11 protein-coding genes are annotated in these 18,672 nt (G+C 48.7%); 8 read left to right on the top strand and 3 right to left on the bottom strand.

Annotation, left to right across the window (positions count from 1 at the left end; all coding sequences use genetic code 11):
* Positions 1-421: 421 nt before the first annotated feature.
* Both galR and IO95_RS08130 read left to right on the top strand, forming a co-directional pair.
* Positions 422-1,453, top strand: a complete 1,032-nt coding sequence (gene galR, locus IO95_RS08135) for an HTH-type transcriptional regulator GalR (protein ID WP_023489632.1) — start codon at positions 422-424, stop codon at positions 1,451-1,453.
* Between the two features lie 95 nt (positions 1,454-1,548).
* Entirely contained in the window at positions 1,549-2,568 is a 1,020-nt protein-coding gene (locus IO95_RS08130; protein WP_023489633.1) for a LacI family DNA-binding transcriptional regulator, read from the top strand.
* A gap of 44 nt (positions 2,569-2,612) precedes the next feature.
* Here IO95_RS08130 and lysA read toward each other — a convergent pair whose 3' ends face one another.
* Positions 2,613-3,869, bottom strand: coding sequence for a diaminopimelate decarboxylase (lysA, locus tag IO95_RS08125; RefSeq protein WP_023489634.1), 1,257 nt, complete (start codon positions 3,867-3,869; stop codon positions 2,613-2,615).
* Between the two features lie 221 nt (positions 3,870-4,090).
* On the opposite strand from lysA, the gene IO95_RS08120 reads away from it, so the two are divergent.
* Positions 4,091-5,017 carry a LysR family transcriptional regulator gene (locus IO95_RS08120; protein WP_023489635.1) on the top strand — a complete coding sequence of 309 codons (927 nt, stop codon included), beginning with the start codon at positions 4,091-4,093 and terminating at the stop codon, positions 5,015-5,017.
* Here the strand turns inward: IO95_RS08120 and IO95_RS08115 are convergent.
* The gene (locus IO95_RS08115; protein ID WP_023489636.1) at positions 5,009-5,917 is read right to left on the bottom strand and encodes a LysR family transcriptional regulator; all 909 of its coding nucleotides are present in this window, start codon (positions 5,915-5,917) and stop codon (positions 5,009-5,011) included. The genes IO95_RS08120 and IO95_RS08115 overlap by 9 nt on opposite strands.
* 101 nt (positions 5,918-6,018) lie before the next feature.
* Between IO95_RS08115 and IO95_RS08110 the strand changes: the two genes are divergently transcribed.
* From IO95_RS08110 to IO95_RS08095, 4 genes are all read left to right on the top strand, one after another.
* Complete coding sequence (locus tag IO95_RS08110) at positions 6,019-6,900, top strand: MBL fold metallo-hydrolase (RefSeq protein WP_023489637.1); 882 nt, start codon at positions 6,019-6,021, stop codon at positions 6,898-6,900.
* A gap of 350 nt (positions 6,901-7,250) precedes the next feature.
* Positions 7,251-8,978 (top strand): ABC transporter ATP-binding protein/permease, encoded by a 1,728-nt coding sequence (locus IO95_RS08105; protein ID WP_023489638.1) that lies wholly within the window; start codon positions 7,251-7,253, stop codon positions 8,976-8,978.
* Positions 8,979-9,616: 638 nt separating this feature from the next.
* Positions 9,617-10,702: an efflux RND transporter periplasmic adaptor subunit gene (locus tag IO95_RS08100; RefSeq protein WP_023489639.1), complete on the top strand. Its 1,086-nt coding sequence runs from the start codon at positions 9,617-9,619 to the stop codon at positions 10,700-10,702.
* On the top strand, positions 10,702-13,782 hold the full coding sequence (locus tag IO95_RS08095; protein ID WP_023489640.1) for an efflux RND transporter permease subunit: 3,081 nt from the start codon (positions 10,702-10,704) through the stop codon (positions 13,780-13,782). Before IO95_RS08100 ends, IO95_RS08095 begins: the two co-directional genes overlap by 1 nt.
* Before the next feature lie 121 nt (positions 13,783-13,903).
* Here IO95_RS08095 and IO95_RS08090 read toward each other — a convergent pair whose 3' ends face one another.
* Complete coding sequence (locus IO95_RS08090; protein ID WP_051791151.1) at positions 13,904-16,666, bottom strand: autotransporter outer membrane beta-barrel domain-containing protein; 2,763 nt, start codon at positions 16,664-16,666, stop codon at positions 13,904-13,906.
* A 953-nt stretch (positions 16,667-17,619) separates the two neighbouring features.
* Here IO95_RS08090 and iolG point away from each other — a divergent pair.
* Positions 17,620-18,606 carry an inositol 2-dehydrogenase gene (gene iolG / locus IO95_RS08085; RefSeq protein ID WP_023489805.1) on the top strand — a complete coding sequence of 329 codons (987 nt, stop codon included), beginning with the start codon at positions 17,620-17,622 and terminating at the stop codon, positions 18,604-18,606.
* The last annotated feature ends 66 nt before the right edge of the window (positions 18,607-18,672 follow it).

Here is an 18,672-nt window from a genome sequence, read left to right as displayed (position 1 = left end):
AAATTGCTTGGGTGCGAACTGCCTCCGTTCGCAAGCAAATCTAATCATTTGGGGTATAACGAACGGAGTATATAGAGATGACAGGTAAAAAAAAACCTACGCATTTGCGTAGGTTGGTGTAATCAAGATGGTTTCAACAAACAGTTTCAACAAGCAACTTGCTGATGTTCACCAATCAATACCTCTGGGACGCTTAATCTATCGTGTCATCGCCAATCACTGCCAGCGGCTAATCGCAACAGTCAGGTGCAAAATGTAACTAACGATGTCATTTTTCACCTCTGGTTGACATAATGGCGACGTCTTAACCAGTAAATGGACAAACCCAGATGAAAATAGTCTGATAATTCAAGTTGCAGCTTGTGGCTTTTTCCGTAAGACTGGCGGTTATCAGGCAGTTACTCAGGAAACGTTGAGAGATATGGCCACGATCAAAGATGTTGCCAGGCTGGCGGGCGTTTCCGTAGCCACAGTATCACGCGTAATCAATCACTCCCCCAAAACCAGCGAAAGTGCACGTACTGCGGTACAAGATGCCATGCAAGCGCTGCAGTATCACCCCGACGCCAATGCGCGCGCGCTGGCGCAACAATCCACTGAAACCCTGGGTTTGATCGTTTCCGATGTGTCCGACCCCTTCTTTGGTACCATGGTCAAAGCCGTGGAACAGGTCGCCTATGCCACCCACAACTTTTTGCTGATTGGCAATGGTTATCACAACGCTGAAAAAGAGCGTCAGGCGATTGAACAACTGCTCCGCCACCGTTGTGCTGCCTTGGTGGTCCACGCCAAAAAACTGACCGATGAAGAACTTATGGCCTGGATGGCGCAAATACCGGGAATGGTGCTGATCAATCGAACCCTGCCAGGGTTCGAGCAGCGCTGTGTGGCGCTGGATGACCATTACGGTGCCTGGCTGGCAACACAACATTTGATCCAGCAGGGCCACCAACGCATCGCTATCATTTGCTCCACCCACCAGATTTCAGACGCCACCGATCGGTTACAAGGTTATCGGGATGCCTTGGCGGAACAGGGTATCACCGTGGATGAAAAGCTGATTGCCTACGGCGAGCCCGATGAGGTCGGCGGTGAACAAGCGATGACCGAACTGTTAAGCCGGGGCAAAAACTTCACCGCCATCACCTGTTATAACGACCCCATGGCTGCCGGAGCACTTTCGGTTCTCAGCGACAACAGCATCAACGTACCGGAACAACTCTCTTTAATTGGCTTTGATGATGTTTTGATTTCACGCTATTTGCGCCCGCGCCTGACCACCATCCGTTATCCGGTGGTAGCCATGGCGACACAAGCAGCACAACTGGCTTTGGCGCTGGCGAACAAACAACCCCTGCCGGAAGTCACCAATATGTTTAGCCCAACGCTGGTGCGCCGCCATTCAGTGGCTAATATCAGTCATCAAGTTGAGCCAAATCCAACCGATGCTTGATTATTCGTAGACCTGGCTAATCACCGGGTTTACGGCCCCCTATGGTAAACTGAGCGATATTGACTACTGCCGCTACTGATAGAGGTTACTCACTAATGATCACCATGTTGGATGTCGCCATTCGCGCGGGAGTGTCGAAAGCCACCGTTTCCCGCGTATTAAATGACACCGGTCTGGTGAAGAAAAGTACCCGCGATGCGGTGTTCAAAGCTATGGATGAGTTAGGCTATCGGCCAAACTTTCTTGCCCAATCACTGGCCAATAACAGCTCCAATAGTATTGGTCTGGTGGTGTCCAATTTCGACGGCCCCTATTTTGGCCGTTTGTTACGCCAGGCCGCCACACTGACAGAAGCTAACGGCAAACATTTGATCGTCACTGATGGCCACAATACGCCAGAAAACGAATTGCAGGCAGTGCATCTGCTGGCTGACCGCCGCTGTGATGCCATTATTCTCTATACCCGCTTTATGAGTGAAAGCACACTGATGGCGCTGGTGGAAAGCTTGCCGGTGATGGTGGTTAACCGCAACCTCCCCCAAGCACCCGAACGCTGCGTGTTCTTTGAACAACAGCAGGCTGCCTACCAGGTGGTGGATTATCTGATTGGCCAAGGGCACCGTGAGATCGCCTGTATTACCGGGCCGATCAACACCCCCACGGCTCAAGCACGCCTGGCAGGCTACCGTCAGGCCTTGGTACAGCATAATATTGCCTTCAACCCAGCGCTGGTTGCCAACAGCGATAGCAGCGTGCCGGGGGGATACCACAGCTGCAACACCTTGTTAGCCCACAGCAGCCATTTCAGTGCCCTCTTTGCCAACAATGATGATATGGCCATTGGGGCGATGAAAGCGCTGCAACAAGCGGGCAAACGCCTACCTGAAGATGTTTCACTGTTTGGCTTTGATGACGAACCCAGCGCGGCTTACCTGCAACCGGCCTTGTCTACGGTTTATCTGCCGATCGATATCATGATCGAAACCGCCATCACCCAGGCGTTGCGCCTGATTAATGGGCAACCGTTGCCACCGTTAACCCCGTTCACTGGTGAACTAAAACTGCGTGAATCGGTAATTCCCGGCCCCTACGCCACCGCTACCCTTGGTTCATAAAGTTGCAGCTAGGCGAGCGTGAGGCCGGCGAACACACTGGCCACTTACACCAGTTCTAATCCAATCAACTCTTCAATAGTCTGACGGCGGCGGATTAACCGTGGTTGCCCCTGCTCAAACAGCACCTCGGGTAATAATGGACGACTATTGTAGTTAGACGACATAGATGCGCCATAAGCCCCGGTATCATGGAATACCAGATAATCCCCTACCTGCACCGGTGGCAGCAGGCGGGTTTCAATGCCGCCCCCTGCTTGCTGGGTAAAGACATCACCAGATTCACACAACGGCCCGGCAATCACGGTTTCGTGCTCCGCTTGTTGCTCTAGATTACGCCCGTCAGCAGGTAACAATGAGATATGGTGGTAACTGCCGTACATTGCCGGGCGCATCAGATCATTGAAACCGGCATCCACCAAGACAAAATGGCGGCTCCCCATCTGCTTCACCGAGCGTACTTCTGCCACCAGCGCCCCCGCCTCCGCCATCAGAAAGCGGCCCGGCTCAATCTCTAACTTGACCGGATGCCCCAGGTGCGCGGCAATCCGCTCACGAGCTCGATTCCACAAACCATAATAGTGCTCAGTATCCACCGCTTCCTCACCAAACTGATAAGGTACGGAAAGACCACCACCGGCTGAAATAGCGCTGATATCCTGCCCCAACGCTATCACCTGCTGCACCATGGCGTCGCACACGCGCTCCAGATGCTGATAATCGACACCCGAGCCGATATGCATATGTAATCCGACCAACTGCAAGCCGTATTGTTGCACTTTAGCAATGGCTTGGGGCAAATCGGCATACCAAATACCGTGCTTGCTGTTTTCCCCACCGGTATTGGTTTTCTGGCTATGACCATGACCAAAGCCGGGGTTGATACGCAGCCATACTGGGTGCCCAGCGGAAACCTGCCCCAGTTGCTCCAACATATCAATCGAGCCAGCGTTAACCGGTATTCTCAATTCGCTGACACGTTGCAACGTAGCCTGATCGAGCAAATCTGCAGTAAAGACGATCTCCTCGCCACCCGGCTCAAAACCCGCCTTCAGCGCACGCTCAATCTCCCCCAACGATACCGCATCCACCTTCACGCCGTGCTCACGCATCAAGCGCAGAATATGAATATTCGAACAGGCTTTCTGGGCAAAACGCACCACATCGAAATAATACAACTGGTTGATACGATCAATAATAATATCCGCATCATAGGCCCATACCGGGCAACCAAAACGTTTTGGTAATGCCAGCAGGTTGGTTGCATTAAGTGCTGTAGCGGTATCATTCAAGGCATATGGCATAAGTCAGTTTCCATCATCAAATTTCCCCTATCATGCCGTGACCCAGTTGGTATGAAAAATATCTATTTAGCCTTAGTCTATTCATTTATGATATAGGTATATCCCCGTCGCCATTCAAGCTGCAGCGGCGTTCCGCATCGTGCCCACCAGCCAGATGCTTAACGAGAAGTGTCATCAGGCACCATTATCTCGCTGGTAGACCCCACTGATGGAGCCCAAATATGCCCGCCATAACCCTGCGCCAGATTGAGATTTTTCATGCGGTAATGACCACCGGCAACCTGACTGAAGCGGCAGCCCTGCTGCAAACTTCGCAGCCGACAGTCAGCCGTGAACTGGCTCGTTTTGAAAAACTGATCCAGTTACCGTTGTTTGATCGGGTACGTGGTCGTCTTCAGCCTACAGTGCAAGGGCTGAGATTGTTTGAGGAAGTGCAACGCTCTTATTATGGCCTGGAGCGTATCACCAATGCGGCCGCCGGGATCCGCCAATTCCAGCAGGCCCAACTGTCCATTGCCTGTTTGCCGGTGTTTTCCCAATCGTTGCTGCCCGCAGTCTGTAAACCCTTTGTTGACCGCTATCCTGAAGTGAGTTTCAGCGTGATCCCGCAGGAATCACCGCTGCTGGAAGAGTGGCTCTCGGCACAGCGTTATGACCTGGGTTTGACAGAAAATACCCTGACGCCAGCGGGCACGGAACGCATGACGTTAATGACCATGAATGAAGTCTGTGTGCTCCCTGCCGGGCACCGCCTGTTGGCTAAAGCACAACTCACCCCGCAAGACTTTGCAGCAGAGAACTTTATCAGCCTGTCAGCCACCGACAGTTATCGGCAATTACTGGATACGCTGTTCCATGAACAAGGGGTCGAGCGCCGAATGGTGCTGGAAACCCATAGTGCGGCTTCCGTGTGTGCGATGGTCAAAGAGGGGGTCGGCATATCAATTGTCAACCCACTGACCGCATTGGATTATGCCAGCAACGGCATCCATATCCGGCCTTTTAGTGTGGCAGTGCCCTTCACGGTGAGTTTGATCCGCCCACTACACCGCCCCTCTTCTGAACTGGTGAGCACTTTTGTTGAGCATTTGCAGCAGCAGGCAGAAAAACTGCTCACCAAATTGGCGGGGGTGATATCGTCAACGTGAAGCATTGCACCAGCCTGGATCGGTAGCAAACCACTCCACCAGAAAATCCAGCATGGCACGCAATGTTGCCGGCATGTGGCGGCGAGAGGTATAGATACCATAAATCCCCATCATTTGGGGGGAATACCCCGGTAGCAAGGCCACCAGTTCCCCTTTATCCAACCAGGGAGCTACCGATTGATAGGGTTGTAACGCAATCCCTACGCCCTGCAGACAACCGGCTAACAAAACCAAGGGTTCATTGGCACTAAGATTACCACTGACAGCAACGGATGATTTAGCCCCCTGATCATCAAAATGCCACAGACTTTTACCAAAATAGGAATAGGTCAGGCAATTATGTAACGTCAGATCCTGTGGATGAAGCGGAGTACCATGAGCAGCAAGATAAGCGGGCGATGCGCAGACTACCGAAGCACAAGTGGCGAGTGGTCGGGCTATCAGGTTAGGATCCAAATCATTAGTAATACGCAATGCCAAATCAATCCGCTCTTCCACCAGATTGATCACTCGGTTGTTAATTTGCATATCCACCGTAACCAGAGGATGACGTTGTAGAAACTGTGCAATGGCTCCCACCAAAGCCGTTTGCCCCAGGAATTGTGAACAACTCAAGCGTAACAAACCGCGTAGCTCTTCTCCCTGTGTTTCTGCTTGCTGGTCAATATCCTCCACGACCCGCAGCATTTGGCGACAACGTTCCAATGTGCGTTCACCCGCATCTGTCAGGTTGAGTTTCCGTGTTGTTCGGTGCAACAAACGTGTTCCCGCCCACTGTTCCATCTGTGCCAGATAACGCGTCACCATCGCTCGTGACATTTCCAACCTTTCCGCTGCAGCAATCATGCTGCCACATTCAACAATGGTGACAAAAACCTGTGCAGCGGTAATGCGATCCATGATTCGCTCGATTTATGCAATTAATAATTGCCCATTCTCCGGTTTTTCTATCGATTCATGCAACATATCATTTCTCACTAATCACTACAGGAGATCTATCTATGTTTAAAAAATCATTACTTCCCCTGGTTCTTGGTGGCCTGGCCACAATCAGTTCATTTGCCAATGCGACGGCACCCTTGACGATGGAAGTCTACAATCCCGGTGAAAAAAGTATTTTCCCGGTTTCGTCCGAGATCATCAGCGGTCCACATGAAGTAGCGCTGATTGATGCTCAATTCCAACGTAATGACGCACAGGAATTGGTAAAAAAAATCAATGCCACCGGGAAAAAGCTAACCACGATCTACATCAGCCATTCAGATCCTGACTTCTATTTTGGGCTGGATGTACTCAAAACCGCCTTCCCCCAAGCAAAAATTATCGCTTCACCAGAGACAGTTAAAAATATAACCGCCAATCAGGCTGGTAAAGTCGCCTATTGGGGTCCCATTTTGAAAGAGAATGCGCCACAAGAGATCGTCATTCCACAACCGCTACAAGGCAACAGCTTTACTATCGATGGCCAACTAGTGGAGGTAAAAGGACTAGACGGCCCAACGACAGATCGCACCTATGTGTGGATCCCGTCATTAAAAGCGGTGGTAGGCGGTGTACCTGTTGCTGGTGACAATATCCATCCCTGGGTTGCTGATAATCAGAGCGTAGAATCCCGTGCTCATTGGCAAAAGACGTTGGCAAATATCGAGGCATTACAACCCGAACGCGTAGTTCCTGGGCATTTCTTGCCTGGTGCGCCGCAAACTCTAGCCTCAGTGACATTTACCCAACATTACTTGGCAACATTGGAACGTGAATTACCAAAAGCTCACAATGCCACTGAACTGATTGCCGCCATGACACGGCATTATCCTGATCTGAAAGGCGTTTCCAGCCTGGAGTTGAGCGCCAAAGTATTGAAAGGCGAAATGAAGTGGCCGTAATAAAACTTATCCACTAACGCCGGTGTTAGCCGGGAAAAAACCGATACACAGGCTTAGAGCCAGTTTTGCTGTAAACAAAACTGGCGACTGTTCCAGTCTCTGATTCGTACCTTGCCCTGACACCCAATTGACTTAAATAGGGATGTCAGAGGCAACCAGAGCACGCTATTCCCCACCACTTTCCTCGTTATCACCACATTATCAGCAAAGAAATCTCTCACCTGGCACAAGTTGTGTTGTAATCTTACCGCTTCAAATAGTGAGTACCGTTAAAACTGCTTATCCATGGTCGGTTGCTGGTCTGCAACCCTAACGGCCACGCTAAATAGCAACAGACATCCCGGAATACCATGAACACGACAATTTCACAGAAACATGCCGTTTGGCAGTTAATTAAACCGTTTTGGGTCTCAGAAGAGAGCCCGCGCGCTTGGGCGATGCTGATAGCCATTATTGCGCTCACTCTGGGGCTGGTTTATATCAGCGTGCTGTTCAACCAGTGGAATCAGGTATTTTATGATGCGTTACAGAATAAAGACTATCCGGTATTTAAGGCCCAGTTGTGGCGCTTTACCTATTTAGCGCTGATCTTTATCTCGCTGGCGGTCTACAAAATTTACCTGACTCAAGGGTTGCAGATGCGTTGGCGGCGCTGGATGACCGAAAAATTTATGGGCAAATGGCTGGCACATCGCGCCTACTATCATACCGAGCAGCAACAACTGATTGATAACCCAGATCAACGTATTGCAGACGATCTCAATGTGTTAACGCAATACACGCTCTCTTTATCACTCGGCTTGCTCTCCAGTGTAGTGACGCTCTGTTCATTTATTACCATTCTTTGGAATATCAGCGGTCCGATGACTTTTGTTATTTCACAACATAGCTTCACTCTGCCCGGCTATATGGTGTGGTTTGCCTTTTTATATGCCGCACTGGGTTCATTATTGATCTGGCGGGTGGGTAAACCCTTGGTCATGCTGGGTTTCAATCAGGAACGCTATGAAGCTAACTTCCGCTTTGGCTTGATCCGTATCCGTGAAAATAATGATGCCATTGCCTTGTATCATGGTGAACCCCGTGAAGAGCAGCAATTAAGCCGTGGTTTTGAAGCCATCCGCAGTAACTGGTGGTCGATCATGCGCATCACCCGGCGGCTCAATATCGCCAGCAATTTTTATGGGCAATTTGCCATTATCTTTCCTCTCTTGGTGGCCGCCCCACGCTATTTTTCCGGTGCTATCCAGATGGGGGGGTTGATGCAGATTTCCTCTGCTTTTGGTCATGTTCAGGGAGCGCTGTCGTGGTTTATTGATGCTTTTAACAATCTGGCTACCTGGAAAGCCTGTGTTAACCGTCTAGCCGGTTTTAATGCGGCGGTGGATAAGGTACATCATCAACCCCGTGGCATCACGCTACAGTCAGAACATGAGCACCCCCTGGCATTACGCGACCTCGGCATGACGTTACCTGATGGGCAGCCGCTGTTAAACCCAACCAATATGACGATCAAGCGCGGTGAACGGCTACTGATTGTTGGCCCCTCTGGCAGTGGTAAATCCACCTTGCTGCGTGCCGTAGCTGGCATCTGGCCCTATGGCTCTGGTGAGATTGGCCGGGATAAATCCCTAACCTCGCTGTTCTTGCCACAACGCAGCTATATCCCCATCGGTACACTGCGTGAGGCATTGAGCTATCCGCATCCGGATAAAGAATATAGCGATCAACAATTGTTGAAAGTGCTGGAAAACTGCCGCCTGACGCATCTGCAACGCTGGCTGGATACCAGTGCTAACTGGAGCCAGCGCTTATCACCGGGCGAGCAGCAACGGCTGGCATTTGCTCGCGCAATCCTGACTCGTCCGGATGTGCTGTTCCTCGATGAGGCAACCAGCGCACTGGATGATGAAACCGAACAGTTGATGTATTGCCTGCTGGTGGATGAACTGCCTGATGTTACCTTGATCAGCGTGGCGCACCGCATCAGTGTGGCGAAATATCATCAAACCTGCTGGCGCTTTAGCCGTGACGAAAGCGGCATAGCCAAGGTGGCGCTGAGCCCATTGCCGTCATAAGGCTTTTCCTGTTGCCCCCAAGCCGATACAAGTGATGGTTAAAACTCAACTTGAATCGGCTTGGGTTCCCCCTCTTTTAGTTGTTCCCCCCCCAAAAAAAGCCAGCAATCCACTTGCTAACCTCATTTTAAGTAAAGCTAGCCATTTGATTACTTTACAAAAATAAAGAAAGGCACATTAAAAGAAGTGATCTGGATCACGATTAAGATTTTTCTCAACACGTATCATCCGGCCCTGCTATTAACGACCCATTAATATCGGCCATCCGGTCATGGCGAGTGGCTTTTTCTACCAACAGCATGATGTCGCAACCTGATGAAGATAATTTCCCCGATGTTGTTGTAAACAAACTAAACTTGAAATTATTATCAATAAAAGACCACAGTTCGGTCGATCAAACCACTGGAGTAACCGGTATTCTGGAATATCTTTTAACCCACTGATTATCATTTGTTTTGGCTTTGCTACATGTTTGACCCGTTGCCTGTTGCCCCTCTGGGCTGATGACTCGGGTTATTGAGCCCCCAATAGCCTGGGGCCAGGGCCGGAGCAGGCCCAGACGAGCGATAAACCGAGAGGCAGGGAGCCAACGGATGAATTCATCGCCCCCTTAAAATCTGATCCGAAGAGATTGCATCGTGAATATAAAACTTGTTGCCGTTCTACTTTCTACACTCTTTCTCTCTGCCTGTAACAGAGAGGTACCGGAGGAAAACGACAGTGTGCGCCCGGTTAGCATTTTTGAGGTGAGTAACGGTGCGCAACAAGGGGTACGGATCTTTCCTGCCAGAATTATTGCCGGTGACCGTACTGAGCTCTCTTTTAAACGCGCAGGGCAACTGGAGCAAGTGTTAGTCAGAGAGGGCGAACGAGTCAGCCAAGGGCAATTAATTGCTGAACTCGACAATACTGACGCAAAGCTGCGGTTGCAGGACCGCCAAGCCACGTTCAATCTGGCACAGGCGCAATTCAACCGTTATGCGACCTTAAGCACCCGTAATGTCATCGCCCGGGCAGAGCTTGATGTACAACGTGCCGCACGTGATTCCGCGCAAGCAGCCTTAAAACTGGCCCGGGAAGAAGTGGCAGATATGCAAATCCGCGCCCCTTTCGCCGGGGTGATCGCCATGGTCAATGCCCGAAATTATCAGGTTATTCCCGCTGGCCAAGCGATAGCGTCACTCAACTCACTTGACTCGCTGGATGTGGTTTTCAGCATCCCAGAAAATCTGTTTATCCTGATTGATGAAAACAACGCTAAATACCAGCCGATTGTTCAGTTCAACAATTTACCGGGCCGGGAATTTGCTGCGAGTTATAAAGAGCATACCACCAATACCACCTCAGGCTCCTTAACCTACCAAATGACACTCACTATGCCACGGCCACAAGACTTGCCAATGCTGTCGGGGATGAGCGGCAGCGTGCGCATTAATCTTGGTAATTTGCCCGGTATGGCACAGACCAGCAGCGTAATTATCCCGGTCGAGGCGGTCTTTAACCCAGATAATAGTGAAAAGAATCAACCCCATGTATGGGTAATTAAAGAGCAGGACGGCAAGTTATCCCTTGAGTCGCGCCAAGTGCAAACTGGGCAGTTAACCGCCACTGGTATCCAGATTGTAAGCGGCCTGGCTGATGGTGAACGGATCGTCGCAACCGGTACCCGTGAACTGAGTGAAAATCAGCAAGTCCGTGCCTGGGTCCGTGAGCGAGGTCTGTAATGAAACTGACAGAGAGCTTTATCAACAACAGTACCCGCATTTGGCTGGCAATCGTGCTATTAGGGATTGGTGGCTTAATTGCCTTTCTCAATATTGGTCGGCTGGAAGATCCGGCCTTTACCATAAAAACGGCGGTGGTGGTCACTCGCTATGACGGCGCATCAGCCCAGCAGGTTGAAGAAGAAGTCACACTACCACTAGAAAATGCCATTCAACAATTGCCTTATGTTGACAATGTCACCTCAATCTCGAGCGTCGGCTTGTCACAGATTACCGTCAATATCCGCGCTGAATATGGTTCGGCAGAGTTACCACAAATCTGGGATACGCTACGCCGTCGCGTGGGTGATGCCGCCCGAGTGCTGCCACCGGGTTCCAGCGCGCCGTTCGTCAACGATGACTTTGGTGACGTTTATGGCTTCTTCTTCTCGCTGTATGGTGACGGTTATAGCAATCAGGAATTGCGTAACTTTGCCGACCTGCTACGCCGTGAGTTGGTTGTGGTGCCTGGTGTGGGCAAAGTGGCGATTGTCGGTGTCACACCCGAAGAAGTACAAATTGAGATTTCCCGTGCCCAGATGACCGCGGCCAATATTATCCCGCAACGGCTTTACGACTTGCTCAGCCGGCAAAACGTGGTCTCTAATGCCGGGGATCTGCTAGTGGGCAGTGAGTCGATCAGGCTGCATCCTACTGGTGAGTTTAATAATATTCAGGAGTTGGGCAACCTGCTGATCAGTGAGCCCGGTAGCCCACGTAGCGTTTATTTACGTGATATCGCCACCATTAAGCAAGGCGTGACACGCACCCCGGACAATATCTATCGCGCTAATGGACGCCCGGCGTTATCCATTGGAGTCTCTTTTGTCCCCAACGTTAACGTGATTGTCGTGGGTAAGGCGCTCAAAGCTCGTTTAGCCGAGTTGGAAGCTGAGCGCCCAGCAGGGATGGATATCAGCGTTTTCTATGATCAAGCCCAGGAAGTGGAACTGGCAGTCAACGGCTTTATTATGAATTTCTTGTTAGCCGTCCTGATTGTCGTCGGTACCCTGTTGATTTTTATGGGGGGGCGCAGCGGCATGGTGATCGCCGCCTCACTAGCACTTAATGTGCTGGGTACCTTGCTGATCATGAAACTGTTGAATATTGAACTACAGCGGATTTCACTCGGTGCCTTGGTGATTTCTCTGAGTATGCTGGTAGATAACGCCATTGTGATCGTCGAGGGCATTCTGATTGGGCGGCAAATGGGGCAAAGTACCCTGGCAGCCACCAGCAATGTGATAAAACGCACCATGTTCCCACTGTTAGGGGGAACCATCATTGCCATCCTGGCATTTGCCCCCATTGGGTTATCGAATGATGCCACCGGGGAATACTGTAAATCCCTGTTCCAGGTTCTGCTGATTTCACTGATGTTGAGCTGGATTACCGCATTAACCTTAACGCCGGTGTTTACCAAATGGGCGTTTGAAAAACAAAAAGTAGTGGAACCCAACCCGGACGAACCGCCTAAAAACCCTTATGATGGCAAGGTGTTCCGCATTTATCGCAGCATACTGGCTAAACTGCTCGCGCAACGTGCAATTACCCTCTCGGTGTTGGCTGCTTTGTTGGTGGCTTCGGTGATTGGTTTTGGTAGCGTTCGCCAAAGCTTCTTCCCACCCTCCAATACCCCGATATTTTTCGTAGATATGTGGCTACCCTATGGGACCGATATTGCCTATACCGAGAAAATTGCCGCCGAGATTGAGCAGCATATCAAGGTACAAGAGGGTGTTAGCGATACCATGGTCACCATTGGTCAAGGTGCCATGCGCTTTATGCTCACCTATAATGCCCAACGGCAATATTCCAACTATGCGCAAGTGATGGTACGAGCCAAAAACCTTAACCAGATCCCGGCCATGGCTGAGCAGATAGAAGGCTATATACGCCGTAATTTTCCGCAGGTGAATGTCCAGGCCAAACGTATTATGTTCGGGCCCTCTAATGACAGCTCGATTGAGGCACGCTTTATTGGCCCGGACCCTAACGTGCTGCGTTCACTGGCCACCAAAGCGAAAGATATCATCAATTCCGACCCGAATTCGGACGGCCTGATGCACGATTGGCAAGAGCGTAGCAAAGTTATTCGTCCACAAGTCTCGGATTATCTTGCCCGTGAGTTAGGGGTGGATAAACGTGAAATCGATAATGCGTTACGTATGAGTTTTGGTGGGATTACGGTCGGTTTGTACCGCGATGGCACCCGCTTAATGCCGATTATCTTAAGAACCCCAGAGTCTGAGCGGATGAATGCTGAACGGCTCAATGATGTGATGATCTGGAGCCAAGCACGGCAAGCCTTTATTCCTATTGATAACGTGGTTAATGGATTTGTTACCGAGTGGGAAGATCCGTTGATCATGCGCCGGGATCGTAAACGCACCTTGACCGTACAGGCCGACCCCAGCTCACAAAGTGGTGAAACGTCCTCCGAACTGTTACAGCGCATCAAGCCGCAAATTGATGCGATGCCCTTGCCACAGGGTTACGAACTGCAATGGGGCGGTGACTATGAAAGTACCAACAAAGCCCAGGCCGGGCTATTCACCAGCCTGCCGATCGCCTTTGTGGTGATGTTCATCATCACTGTATTGATGTTCAGTTCAGTGAAGAATGCCTTGGCGATTTGGTTAACCGTGCCGCTCGCACTGATTGGCGTCACGCTCGGTTTCCTGTTAACCGGTATTCCCTTTGGCTTTATGGCATTGATTGGCCTGTTGAGTTTGAGCGGCATGTTGATTCGTAACGGTATTGTGCTGGTGGAGGAAATTAACCTGCAACGGGAACACAAGCCAATGCAGGAAGCGATCATTGACTCAGCCACATCGCGCTTGCGCCCGATCATGCTGACTGCATTCACCACGGTACTGGGTTTGGCACCTTTGCTGAGTGATGCCTTCTTCCAGAGTATGGCGGTAGTCATTATGTTCGGCTTAGGGTTCGCAACTGTGCTGACACTGCTGGTATTACCGGTTATTTACAGTTGCCTGCCTTCCAAAAATCGCTATTCGGAAGCCTCGGTAGAGAGTTAAGCGAGATGGTTCAACGAGATGGTTCAACGAGATAGTTAACAGGCTGTCTGCTCTAAATAATAAAGCCCTCTTTAGTCATTAAAGAGGGCTTTTGTTATGACCTGTTGAATTTTATAGACTGTTAGAAGTTATATTTAGCCCCCAACATAAAGGCGGTATCACTGTAGCCGTGATTACCTACTTGCTGATTAATATTACCCCACAGATTAATACGCTGATTCACCTGGCTTTCTAAACCCACTTTCAGCTCAGCAATATTAGCGGCACCATGCTGTTTAACTGAAATGTTATCCAGTTTGGTACCAAAATCTTTGGTGTTATGCACCCAGTTAGCTTCAACAAAGGGTTCAAACACCAGGGCTTTATTCTTGTCCTGGCCACTGTGAGTGCGCAACGACGTTCTCACGCCTAATCGCGTTTGAATATTACCGTTACCTTCACCAGAGACATTCGTACCATTAGACTCTTTATGGTCATCGGCTTTCACTCCCATCCAAACCAGTTGTGCCTTAGGTTGGATAAAGTACACCACGCTTTTCGCGGCATTTTCACCAAATTTAAAGGCATAACCACTTTCAACCGATGCAGTGAAACCCTTGGATTTATACTCTTCTGTTGCTAAATCCAGGCCATCAACACTGTTATTGAACCAGCTATATTGCAACCAACTGTCTACATATAAACCAGATTTATCCGCTTCATTGGCATACCAGGTACCATATACCCCGGTGCTGTAACCACGCACTGACGCCCGAGCGGTGTAGCCTGTCACGCGTGATTCTGTACGGCTCTTGCTATTGGCATAACCGGCCATCAAACCCAGGTGCAAACTGTCAGTACCATTATAACTCCACTGCGCGATATCGCCCCCCAGTTGCAGCACATAACGGTTAGCCTGGGTACGCAGTTGCCCATAAGTATCACGAGAACGGTTATGGGCACCTTCGTTACGCAACCACATACTGGTGACTTTATACTCACCTGTCACAGCATCAACATATTGCGTTTCACCCATCCGGTCATGTAAACGGGTAACAAACATATTATTGGCTGCCGCCAGGTTATTGGTGTAGCCACTAACTTCTGGACGATAAACCGGCTTCACTTCACGTTTATCCGGGGTAGGGTCCGCAGGATCTACTGGATCTACTGGATCTACTGGATTTACTGGGTCCACTGGGTCTACTGGGTCCACTGGGTCTATTGGGTCCACTGGGTCTACTGGGTCTACTGGGTCTACTGGGTCCACTGGGTCTACTGGGTCCACTGGGTCTACTGGGTCCACTGGGTCCACTGGGTCTACTGGGTCCACTGGGTCCACTGGGTCCACTGGGTCTACAGGGTCTACTGGGCTATAGTCTGACACCAGATACCAGGTATTATTTGTGCTATTCGGACGCACAAAGTAGTCAAATGAACCCGCTACAATACGTTTGCTGTTGCTAAAAGTTGCGGTGGAAGCACCCTCGACTTTAATAATTTCAATCCCTTGAGCGGTTAACGCACCTGTACCACCAATGTTATTGATAGCGACATCGGTATTACCACTGGCATCCCCTTTGATAATAAGCTTATCTGCAGGTGAACTATCATCACCCAGCACCGAATTCATCACTAACAGGCCATTATTACTGGTGTAATTACCGGCAATAGTCACCGTTTTACTGGTAAAGCCGGCAGGATCATTCATATCGGCTGGTGCTACAAAACTGACAGTAGAATTATTTAAAGCCAAGTTTGACACTACTGAATCCCCGGTAACATTCCATATGCTATTGGCACCTGAAATATCCAAATTCACGGTGGCCGCATTACTGGCACTATTAACGGTACCATCAGCTTTATACTGGTTCGAATTGACGATACCGGTAATATTGCTGCCATCAGTCATCACCAGGTCAATAAGCGCTTTTTTATCCGCAATAATATCGCCATTAACGGTATAAATACCCGAAACCTGTTGATTTTTCTCACTATCGAATGAAGCCACTTTTGAATTTTGGCCTGAGGCATAAATGGCTTTACTGCCCTTTTGTACTGTCACAATCACATCAGAAAGCAAATCAATCACACCACCATAAGCGGTGGTGCTACCCAAAAAACCTTGAGCTGCATTAGCAAAAATACCATTGGCACCTTGCCCAGATGTTTTCACATCAACATTATTTAAGCGAATATATCCGTGACCATTGGCATAAATAGCATGGGCAGTATTCCCCGTGGTAGTCACTTTGCTATCACCCTGTAAATCTATTTTAGCGGTATCATTGCCCCCATATATTGAATCGATCCCCGCGTAAACACCATAACCACCATTAGCACTACCACTTCCCTGGGTATCAACAGTTGTATTACCTTTAACAATAATGGTATTCATACCCATTTTGTTGTAGGCCACATTAGCACGTAGCCCCATACCATTAACGGTGCTAACCACAGCATCTCCATTAACGGTAACAATAGAACCAGTGGATTCTCTGCCTATATTGACACCATCAGCACTTGAGCCCGTGGTGGTTATGGTCAAATTATTAGTTGTTATTTTACTTGCGCCATTTTTGGTAATAATGCCGTCAGCATCCACACCGGATGTAGCAATAATTAAATTATTAAAATTATAGGTACTGCTATTACCATAGATACCCCAACCTTGCAGTGGTGAGGTACCCGCTTTAGTTGTGGTGGTGATATTAACTGTGTCATAAGCAGAAAGCCCTAAACCTCCGTGCAGACCAGAGTTATAGTAATAAACGACTTCTGAACAGCTTAATAATTTTTTCCCATCGGCGTCAGTGGTATTAGTACAGTTATCAGCTGCATAGGCCATACTAAATGGTAAAATTAAAAATACCAACCCGCTATTTTCTTTCTTTAAAAAACGCATTAAAGCCTCTTCTACTGTTACTTAGGTTAATTTTAAGTTAAAAAAATAAAAATTAACCACCCTGGTTAAAAAAACATACACACCAATAACATTCAATAAAAAAGACGTAGTCAGGCTGACAAATACCCAGAAGTATATAGACCATAATCAGGCTATAAGAGTAAACCTACCAACATACTACGATTTGACGTTTGGTACGTGTAAACACATTAATTATTTAATTACCAAGGTACTTGGTATGGCAGTAAATCTGGCATAGAGTGAATGATAAATCTCAAGAAATGATTTAATCAACACTTAGATAGTACGAAAAACTCACCTTAATAACTTATCACTACTGATTTCTTTCAGTAAGTTTGAGTCATTCGAACGAGCGAATACTGTTGACGCTCCTGCGACTGCAAGTACGACTGGTAAATATTCTCAATAAATAAATCTATCGAAGAATTGTACGCAGATAGTTATACCAATTTATGGTTAAAAAACCAACGGCCACAGCTGACTTTAGGACTATTCCTAGACGATCATACTCAAAACGAGCAAGCATCATGACTGCAAGATGACTTTTCGAACAACCTGTTTTCTAACAATCTGTTTTCTAACAATCTGTTTTCAAACAATCTGTTTTCAAACAACCTGGGTAGGCTGATTGAGAGCCGCAACAACGAAGGTACCCATTGCCCCGCCCTGCCCTACCCTAAACAAACAACCCAAAGCTAGCCCCGCACCTTTCAAGCAGATCTGTTACAAAAATCTCATTTTTCAATTTTAAAATGAAAGTTTCATATAAAAATATTGTGAAATAAAATTTCCACTGCTAGGGTGTGGTTGAAATTGACCATAGCTCATGTTTTCAGCGCAAGGCACTGATGAACGCGGAAAATGTCCCTTCGTCATGATGTCAAAAACCCATGAAAACATCACAAATATTCCCATTTAGAGGAGAGTTCCCGATGTATAACATTGCTTTGTTTGGTGCGGGTCGAATTGGACAAGTTCATGCAGTCAATATCGCTGAACATAAAGAAACCTCCCTTTATTCTGTTATTGATCCTTATGGTGATGGGGCGCAAAAACTGGCCGATAAATATGGCGCTAAGATTCAAACCATCGAAGAAGCCTTAGCCGACCCCAAGGTGCAGGGGGTGTTAATCGCCTCGGCTACCGATACTCATGCTGAATTGATTGAACTTTCTGCGCGAGCAGGGAAAGCCATTTTCTGTGAAAAACCGGTTCACCTGGATATTGAACGCGTACGCGCCTGTTTAGCGATAGTCAAAGAACACCAGGTGCCGCTATTTGTCGGGTTTAACCGCCGTTATGACCCACAGTTTCGCAAAATTCGTGAACAGCTCAGTGCTGGTGTGATTGGTAAAGCAGAATCCCTGTTGATTACTTCACGTGATCCCTCCCCACCGCCTGCACAATACGTCAAAGTATCCGGTGGTATGTTCCGCGATATGACTATCCATGATTTTGATATGGCTCGCTTTATCATGGGGGAAGAGCCGGTCTCTATTTATGCTCAAGGCAGCAATTTAGTCGACCCAGAGATTGGTCAAGCGGGGGATATTGACACCGCATTTATCGTGATGAAATTCCCTTCCGGGGCGATGGCCACCATCTCCAATAGCCGTCGCTCTGGTTATGGCTATGATCAACGAATTGAATTGCATGGTGAAAAAGGCTTACTGCGCGCAAACAACATCCATGAAGATGCCGTAGAAGTTTGGGGTAACCAAGGCTGTGTAGCGGCTAAACCTGAGCATTTCTTCTTACAGCGCTATGAAAAGGCCTATCGTGCAGAGTGGCAACATTTTGTCGATATCCTCTCTGGCCGCGCTCAACCCGAATGCAGTGGTTACGATGGCGAGCAAGCATTACTCCTTGCTGATAAGGCATTAGCGTCTCTCAATTCAGGCTGTGAAATCAAACTATAAGCCCTCATTAATTCACTCAGAAATAGAGATCCTGCTCATTATCGCTCAGCATGAATGAAACCGTGC

It is taken from the genome of Serratia sp. DD3 (assembly GCF_000496755.2).
This window is presented reverse-complemented; position numbering and strand designations above follow the sequence as displayed.